General features: G+C 66.1%; 6 protein-coding genes. 2 read left to right on the plus strand and 4 right to left on the minus strand.

Annotated elements, in window-relative coordinates; genetic code table 11:
• Positions 1–76 precede the first annotated feature (76 nt).
• Positions 77–793, minus strand: a complete 717-nt coding sequence (locus tag AC3WJD_RS21150) for a glutathione S-transferase N-terminal domain-containing protein (protein WP_492748736.1) — start codon at positions 791–793, stop codon at positions 77–79.
• A 119-nt stretch (positions 794–912) separates the two neighbouring features.
• Here AC3WJD_RS21150 and AC3WJD_RS21155 point away from each other — a divergent pair, with 119 nt between their 5' ends.
• The gene (locus tag AC3WJD_RS21155) at positions 913–2,460 is read left to right on the plus strand and encodes a class I adenylate-forming enzyme family protein (RefSeq protein ID WP_492748737.1); all 1,548 of its coding nucleotides are present in this window, start codon (positions 913–915) and stop codon (positions 2,458–2,460) included.
• Positions 2,457–3,134 (plus strand): MOSC domain-containing protein, encoded by a 678-nt coding sequence (locus tag AC3WJD_RS21160; RefSeq protein ID WP_492748738.1) that lies wholly within the window; start codon positions 2,457–2,459, stop codon positions 3,132–3,134. The genes AC3WJD_RS21155 and AC3WJD_RS21160 overlap by 4 nt, the downstream gene beginning before the upstream one ends.
• Positions 3,135–3,167: 33 nt before the next feature.
• Here AC3WJD_RS21160 and AC3WJD_RS21165 read toward each other — a convergent pair whose 3' ends face one another.
• From AC3WJD_RS21165 to AC3WJD_RS21175, 3 genes are all read right to left on the minus strand, one after another.
• Positions 3,168–4,058: an MlaA family lipoprotein gene (locus tag AC3WJD_RS21165; protein WP_492748739.1), complete on the minus strand. Its 891-nt coding sequence runs from the start codon at positions 4,056–4,058 to the stop codon at positions 3,168–3,170.
• A gap of 454 nt (positions 4,059–4,512) precedes the next feature.
• Positions 4,513–6,537 (minus strand): 3-hydroxyacyl-CoA dehydrogenase NAD-binding domain-containing protein, encoded by a 2,025-nt coding sequence (locus AC3WJD_RS21170; RefSeq protein WP_492748740.1) that lies wholly within the window; start codon positions 6,535–6,537, stop codon positions 4,513–4,515.
• Positions 6,538–6,683: 146 nt separating this feature from the next.
• Positions 6,684–7,925 (minus strand): serine hydrolase domain-containing protein, encoded by a 1,242-nt coding sequence (locus AC3WJD_RS21175; RefSeq protein WP_492748741.1) that lies wholly within the window; start codon positions 7,923–7,925, stop codon positions 6,684–6,686.
• Positions 7,926–7,933: the final 8 nt, after the last annotated feature.

Consider the following 7,933-nt stretch of genomic DNA (forward strand, 5'->3'; position numbering starts at 1 on the left):
GGACGCGGCACTCATGGGGCAGGTCTGTAAGGCGGGTTACCGCCCCGTGGAAGCCCCGGCGTGCCGCGTCCGCGGGTCAGGCGCGCGCGGTCTGGCCGAACAGTATCTGCCGGGCCTTCTGCGCCTCTTCGCTGTCGGCTTCGAGCGGTTTGCGCAGTTCCTCGCCGACCGCCTTGCCCTTGACGAAACTGTCGCGCGCGCCGCACAGGGCGTGCCAGCGCTTGAGGTGCGGGAACTCGTTGAGGTCCTGGCCCTGGCTTTCGGGGAGGACCCACGGCCAGATCGCGAAATCGGCGATCGAGAGGTCGCCCGCAACGAATTCGCGATCGGCGAGGCGCGTGTCGAGCACGCCATAGAGCCGGTTGACCTCATTGGTGTAGCGCGTCGCGCCATATTCGGTGCGGTTGGGATCGGGTTCGAACTTTGGGGCGTAGTTGCGGAAATGATGCGCCTGCCCCGCCATCGGGCCGAGCCCGCCCATCTGCCACATCAGCCAGCTTTCGACCTCGGCACGCTCGCGCAAATTGGCGCCGCCGAACAGGCCGGTCTTGCGCGAGAGATAGAGCAGGATCGCGCCGCTTTCGAACACGGAGATCGGATGCCCGTCGGGACCGTTGGGGTCGACGATCGCGGGCATGCGGTTGTTGGGACTGATCTTGAGGAATTCGGGCGCGAACTGCTCGCCCTCGCCGATATTGACGGTGTGGATCTTGTAGGGAAGCCCCATCTCCTCGAGCGCGATGGTGATCTTCCAGCCATTGGGGGTCGGCCAGTAATAGAGGTCGATTGGCATTTCATTCTCCCGTGTCGGGGTTACGCTCCACACCCGGCTGAGGATATAGGAAGGCGAGTTGCCGCCGCCAGTCCCCCACATGGGTTGATCGTGCGGCGCATTGCGATAAGCCCTGAGCCATGACGACCGCACAGACCCTGCTCGACAGCGACTTCGCGCTGCTCTCCGATCTCATCACGGCGCATGCAGCCGAACGCCCCGATGCGACCGCGCTGGTCGATGAGGACCAGAGGCTGAGCTATGCCGAAGTCGATGCGATGGTCGACCGCATCGCCGCGGCGCTGCAGCGCGACGGGCTGAAGCGGGGGCAGGCGGTCGCGATCGGCGCGATGCCCTCGGTCAACTACGCGCTCGTCTTCCTCGGTGCTTTGCGCGCGGGTGGGGCGGCGACGCCGCTCACCGCATCCGCTTCGCCCGCCGCGCTGGCGGGGATGATCGCCGACTGCGGCAGCGAGCATCTGTTCCTCGACGCCGAAATGGCCGAGACGCTCGAAGGTATCGCGCTGCCCGCACATGTCGATCGCATCGCGCTCGACGTCAGCACCGCGGGGACGCCGTTCGAGGGCTGGATCGAGGACGAGGGTGCGAAGCCCGCGCGCGTCGACATCGGCCCAGACGATCCGTTCAACATCATCTATTCGAGCGGGACGACGGGCAACCCCAAGGGCATCGTCCAGTCGCACCGGATGCGCTGGGGCCATATCCGCCGCGCGGGCGCTTCGGGCTATGGGCGGGACGCGGTGACGCTGATCGCGACCCCGCTTTATTCGAACACGACGCTCGTCGCCTTCGTGCCGACGCTCGCGCATGGCGGCACCGCGGTGATCATGCGCAAGTTCGACGCGCGGCGCTTCCTCGAGCTGTCGCAGGCCGAGCATGTGACGCACGCGATGCTGGTGCCCGTCCAGTACAAAAGGCTGATGGAGTGGCCCGATTTCGACGATTTCGACCTCAGCTCGTATCGTGTGAAGTTCTGCACCAGCGCGCCGTTTTCGGCGGCATTGAAGGCCGACATCCTTGCGCGCTGGCCGGGCGCGCTCGTCGAATATTACGGGATGACCGAGGGTGGCGGGACGTGCATCCTGCTCGCGCACGAGCATCCCGACAAGCTCGACACCGTCGGCCGTGCCGCGCCGGGGCACGACATCCGGGTGATCGACGGCGCTGGCAACGAGCTGCCGCCGGGCGAGAAGGGCGAGGTGGTCGGGCGCTCGGAGGCGATGATGACGGGGTATCACAACAAGCCCGACCAGACGCGCGACGCCGAATGGTTCGACCCGCAGGGCAACCGTTTCATCCGGACGGGCGATATTGGCGCGTTCGACGCGGACGGCTTCCTGACGCTGCTCGGCCGCGCCAAGGACATGATCATTTCGGGCGGGTTCAACATCTATCCCGGCGACCTCGAGGAGGCGCTGATGGCGCATGACGATGTCGCCGAGGTCGCGGTCGTCGGCGCGCCGTCCGAGGACTGGGGCGAGACGCCCGTCGGCTTCGTCGTGGCGGCGCCCGGCCGGACGCCCGATCCCGAGGCACTGCGCCAGTTCGCCAATGCGCGGCTGGGCAAGACGCAGCGCTTGTCGGCGGTGCACGTCATCGACGCGATGCCGCGCAGCGAGATCGGCAAGATATTGAAGCGCGAGCTGCGCGAAAGACTCGAACGATGAGCTTCACGATCGATGCGGTGATGACGGGCAAGGCGCGCGTCTTTGGCGACAAGGGCGAGCCGAGCGCGATCGCCAAGACACGCGTCGAGGGCGCGCGGCATGTCGGCCTTCTCGGCATCGAGGGCGACGAGCAGGCCGACCTTTCGGTGCATGGCGGCCCCGACAAGGCGATCCACCATTATCCGCGCGATCATTATCCCTTCTGGGCCGAAACGCTCGACGGGCATCAACTGCTCGGCACGCCCGGCGCCTTTGGCGAGAATATCTCGACCACAGGGCTAATTGAGACCGAGGCGTGCATCGGCGACCGCTACCGGCTCGGCAGCGCGCTGGTCGAGATCAGCCAGGGGCGCCAGCCCTGCTGGAAGCTCGGCCACCGCTTCGGCATCGCAAGCCTGCCCGCGACGGTGGTGAAGACGCGGCGCAGCGGCTGGTATTACCGCGTGATCGAGGAGGGGCAGGTGATCGCGGGCGACACGCTGGCGCTCGTCGAACGCCCACTGCCACAATGGACCGTTGAACGCGTCTTCGCGCTGCTGATCGGCGGCGAGGGGAAGAATGATCCCGAAGCGCTGCGCGTGCTCGAACATTGCGACGCACTTGCCGAAAACTGGCGCAAGCGCGCGGCGAAGCTGCTTGCGGTTGCGTCGCATCACAAGCCGCCACGTCCTTGATGGAAGCAGCGCCCGACGACCTCGATTTTTCCGTCAGTCTTGCGGCGGATCGGGTTCGACCGGCATCGGCGCGACGAGATCAGCGGCAGGCTTCGCCGCATCGTCGTGCCGCCCGTGCAGCGCGTCGATCTCGGCCTGGCGCCTCTGCAGATAATATTCGCGCGTGGCCGCGTAGGGCGTTTTGGGCCCGGCACGCAGCTGCTTGCGCTGCTCGTCGAATTCGGCGCGCTCGTCGATCGAGCCGACGACATAGGCCGACACCACATAGGTGGGCTCGTTGAACGGCTTGCCGACGGCCATGGGCAGCACGAGCTTGTCGATCCAGCTGCCGGTCAGGTCGCGCAGCGTGGTCGGTCCGACCAGCGGCAGGTAGAAATAGGGGCCCGGCTTCACGCCATAATAGCCCATAGTGTTCGCAAAACCGTTGGGGCGGCGCGGCAGCTTGAAGGGCCGCTTTTTGGCGACGTCGAGCAGCCCGGCCACGCCGATCGTCGAATTGATCGTAAAGCGGCCGAGTGTTTCCGCCGCCTTGCCGGGCTTGAGCTGTAACAGGAAGTTGAGCGACGCGACGGGCTCGGTCAGATTGCCGAGAAAGTTGCGCAGGCCGCTGCGGATGGGGTTGGGCACACCATCCTTGTAGGCACGCGCGACCGGGCCGATGACGGCCTTGTCGACGGAATCGATGGCCTTGAACGACGTGATGTTGACCTGCTGCAACGGATCGCCCGGCGGAGCTTTCGGCGTCGCCGTCACCACGATTTCCTCCGCTGCGGAGGGCTCGGACGGTTCGGTCGGCAGCACAGGCGCCGCCTGATCACCTGCGGCCGAAACAGCCTCGGCGATCGGTGCCTCGGGCGGTGTCGCGCCCGGATCCATGGGCGCGCCCGCAAGCAGCGCCAGGGCGACGAATGTCGACACGCTCATGCGCTTTTCCTCCAACGCCGCCGATCGACGATCATGGGCGACGCCGCCGGATGGTGCATGGGGGAAAATGCCGCGGCGCACATGGCCGGGATCATTCGGTCAGACTCGACATTGAACGCGACACTCCTACTCTGGCACCCGCCCGAAATGTCTCGGGCGGGTGCCAATGGCGCGTCCGCTGGCAGAAAATATCGCGTCGGTAAAGGGGCGCGCGTGATGATGCGCCGCGCGCGCGGTGATCAGTGAAAGGGGGGCGTGGCGCATCCCTTGCTCGGGATCACCACGCGCCTCACCCGCATCGGGCTATGATTTAGAGCATTGCACCGGAAATCGGGTTCAGTGCTCCTGCGAAAGCAGGAGTCCATCTGTCCGGGCGACGTGTTGTTTGCAGCATGGGCTCCGGGTCAAGCCCGGAGCACGATATGGATGTGGATCGGATCTGGCGCACGCCGCTCTAGTTGAACCGCCCCTTGGCCGCGGCCTTTTCGGCGAGCAGCGGGGCGACCGCGAAGCCGTGCTTCTCGAGGCCCGCCTTGATCTTGTCGAGGCCCTCGAGGTCGGCCCAGAACATCGGGCCGCCGCGATAGACGGGCCAGCCATAGCCGTAGATCCAGACGACATCGATGTCCGACGCGCGCTGCGCCATCTTTTCCTCGAGGATCAGCGCGCCCTCGTTGACCATCGTGTAGAGCGTGCGCTCGATGATTTCCTCGTCGCTGATCTCGCGCTTGGTGGCGCCGGATTTCGCGGCGAAATCGTCGATGATCTGCTGCACCTCGGCCGAGGGGCTCGGGTTACGCTTCTCGTCATAGTCGTAGAAGCCCTTGCCCGTCTTCTGCCCCCAGCGGCCGATCGCGGCGAGCGCGTCGCGGATATTCTCGATCCGCGTCGGATCGCGGTGCCAGCCGATGTCGACGCCCGCGAGGTCGCTCATCTGGAAGGGGCCCATCGGCATGCCGAACGCGACATGCACCTTGTCGATCTGCTGCGGTGTGGCGCCTTCCATCAGCAGCTTCATCGCCTCGAACTGGCGGGGCTTGAGCATCCGGTTGCCGATGAAGCCGTCGCACACGCCCGCGACGACCGCGACCTTCTTGATCTTCTTGGCGACGTCCATCGCGGTCGCGAGCACGTCATCGGCGGTCTTCGCGCCGCGGACGATCTCGAGCAGCTTCATCACATTGGCGGGCGAGAAGAAGTGGAGGCCGAGCACGTCCTGCGGACGGCTGGTCGAGGCGGCGATCTCATTGATGTCGAGATAGCTGGTGTTGGACGCGAGGATCGCACCGGGCTTGGCGATCTTGTCGAGCTTGCCGAACACCTCCTTCTTGACGTCCATATTCTCGAACACCGCCTCGATGATGAGGTCGCAGTCCGCGAGATCCTCGAGGTTGAGCGTGGGGGTGAGCAGCCCCATCGCCTGCTCGACCTGCTCGGGTTTCATCCGGCCCTTGGCGGCGGTCGCCTCGTAATTCTTGCGGATGATGCCGGTGCCGCGGTCGAGCGCGTCCTGCTTCATCTCGACGATCGTCACGGGGATGCCGGCATTGAGGAAGTTCATCGAGATGCCGCCGCCCATCGTGCCCGCGCCGATCATGCCGACCTTCCTGATCGGGCGGAGCTTGATGTCCTCGGCGATGCCGTCGATCTTCGCGGCCTTGCGCTCGGCGAAGAAGATGTGGCGCATCGCGGCGGACTGCGTGCCGAACATCAGCTTCATGAATTCCTGGCGCTCGAAGTCGATGCCTTCCTTGAAGGGCAGCTTCGTCGCGGCCTCGACGCAGGCGATGTTCGCGGCGGGCGCATCGAAGCCGCGGAAGCGCTTGGCGTTGGCCTTGCGGAACTCCTCGAACACCGATGCGTCGGCGGTCGCGGTCTTCTCGCTGATCCGCGGGATCGGGCGGACGGCCGCCACCTCATTGGCGAATGCGATCGCGTCCGCGACGAGGCTGTCCTCGCCCGCGAGACGATCGACCAGGCCGGCCTCCTTGGCCTTGGTGGCGGGGATGGGATCGCCCTTGGCGGTCATCTCGAGCGCGAGCGCGACGCCCGCCACGCGGGGAAGCCGCTGCGTGCCGCCCGCACCGGGGAGCAGGCCGAGCTTGACCTCGGGGGTGCCGAACTTCGCCGAAGGGACCGCGATGCGGTAGTGGCAGCCGAGCGTGACCTCGCAGCCGCCGCCGAGTGCGGTGCCGTGGACCGCGGCGATGACGGGCTTTTCGAACGCCTCGATCCGCTCGATCACCGTCGGGAGCATCGGCTCGACGGGGGGCTTGCCGAATTCGGTGATGTCGGCGCCCGCGAAGAAGGTACGGCCGTCGCAGCGGATGACGACCGCCTTGATCGAGTCATCGGCCGCGGCCTCGTTGAGCCCCGCGTCGAGCCCCTGGCGCACCGCGGCGCCGAGCGCGTTGACGGGCGGGTTGTTGGAAATGATGACGAGTATGTCGCCATGGCGTTCGGTGGTAATGACGGACATTGGGGGTTCCTTCCGTTTATTCTCTGGTCTCAAAAATCGGTGTCATTCCCGCGAAAGCGGGAATCTATTCGGTGCATGGGCGAGGCACCGGCATTGTCTGGATCCCCGCTTTCGTGGGGATGACAGGGAAGGGGCGCAAAGCGTGCTCATTCCGAAAGCGCCGAATAGAGCATGGTCTTGATCTCGCGTCGCACCGGGTAGGTGCTCGACGGCATCAGCTGGGTCATGAAGATCATGATGATCTCCTCGCGCGGATCGACGAAGAAGGCGGTCGAGAACATCCCGCCCCAGTAGAAGTCGCCCGCCGAACCCGGGATCATCGTCGCTGCGGGATCGAGTGTGGTCGCAAAGCCGAGGCCGAAGCCGACGCCCGCATTCTCGGCCTCGCTGAACAGCGCGGTCGAGTGCTGCGTCAGGTCGCCGCCGCCGGGCAGGTGGTTGGCGGTCATCAGCGCCAGCGTCTTGCGGCTGAGGATGCGCGCGCCGTCGAGCTCGCCCTCGTTGAGCAGCATCCGGCAGAAGCGGTGATAGTCGGCGAGCGTCGAGGCAAGCCCGCCGCCGCCCGAGAGCTGGTTGGGCTTGCGGCCCCATGCGCTGCCTTCGCCCGGATCGTGGAGCTTCTTCACTTCTTTGGGATGGTAGGCATAACAGTCGGGCATGCGGTGGAGCTTGTCGGCGGGGACCTGGAAATGCGTGTCGACCATGCCGAGCGGGCGCGTGACCCGGTCCGCAATCGCCTCGTCCAAGGGCTTGTCGTCGACGCGCTGGATGATCGCGCCGAGAATGTCGGTCGCAACCGAATAGTTCCATGACGTGCCCGGATCGAACTGGAGCGGGATGTCGGCGAGGATGCGGATCAGCTCTTCGAGATCGGGGCCGGCGAACGCCTCGAGCTTCGCCTTTCGATAGGCCGCGTCGATCGGGGTGCGCTCCTGAAAGCTGTAGGTCAGCCCCGCGGTATGGCGCAGCAGGTCGATCATCCGCATCGGCGTGCGCGCCGGCCGGCTGACAAAGGGGACATTGCCGCCGCCCGCGACGAACACCCCCAGATCCTTCCATTCGGGGATCACCGAGGTGACGGGGTCGGCGAGCGCGAGCTTGCCCTCCTCGACGAGCTGCATGAAGGCGACCGAGGTGACTGGCTTGGACATCGAGGCGATGCGGAAGATCGCGTCCTGCTTCAGCGCCTCACCCGCGCGTGCCTCGCCCTGCAGCGAGAGATGCGCGACCTCGTCGCCGCGCCCGATCAGCAGCGCGGTGTGGGGCAGGCGGCCAGTGTCGAGATATTTGGCCTTCAGATGCGCGTCGATCCGCGCGAGCCGTGCGGGATCGAAGCCGAGCTCGGCGGGGTCGCTCAATAGAAGCCCCTCCCCTTCAGGGGAGGGGATGGGGGTGG

The sequence above is a fragment of the Sphingobium sp. FW306-1B-F04DB genome (assembly GCF_058781925.1).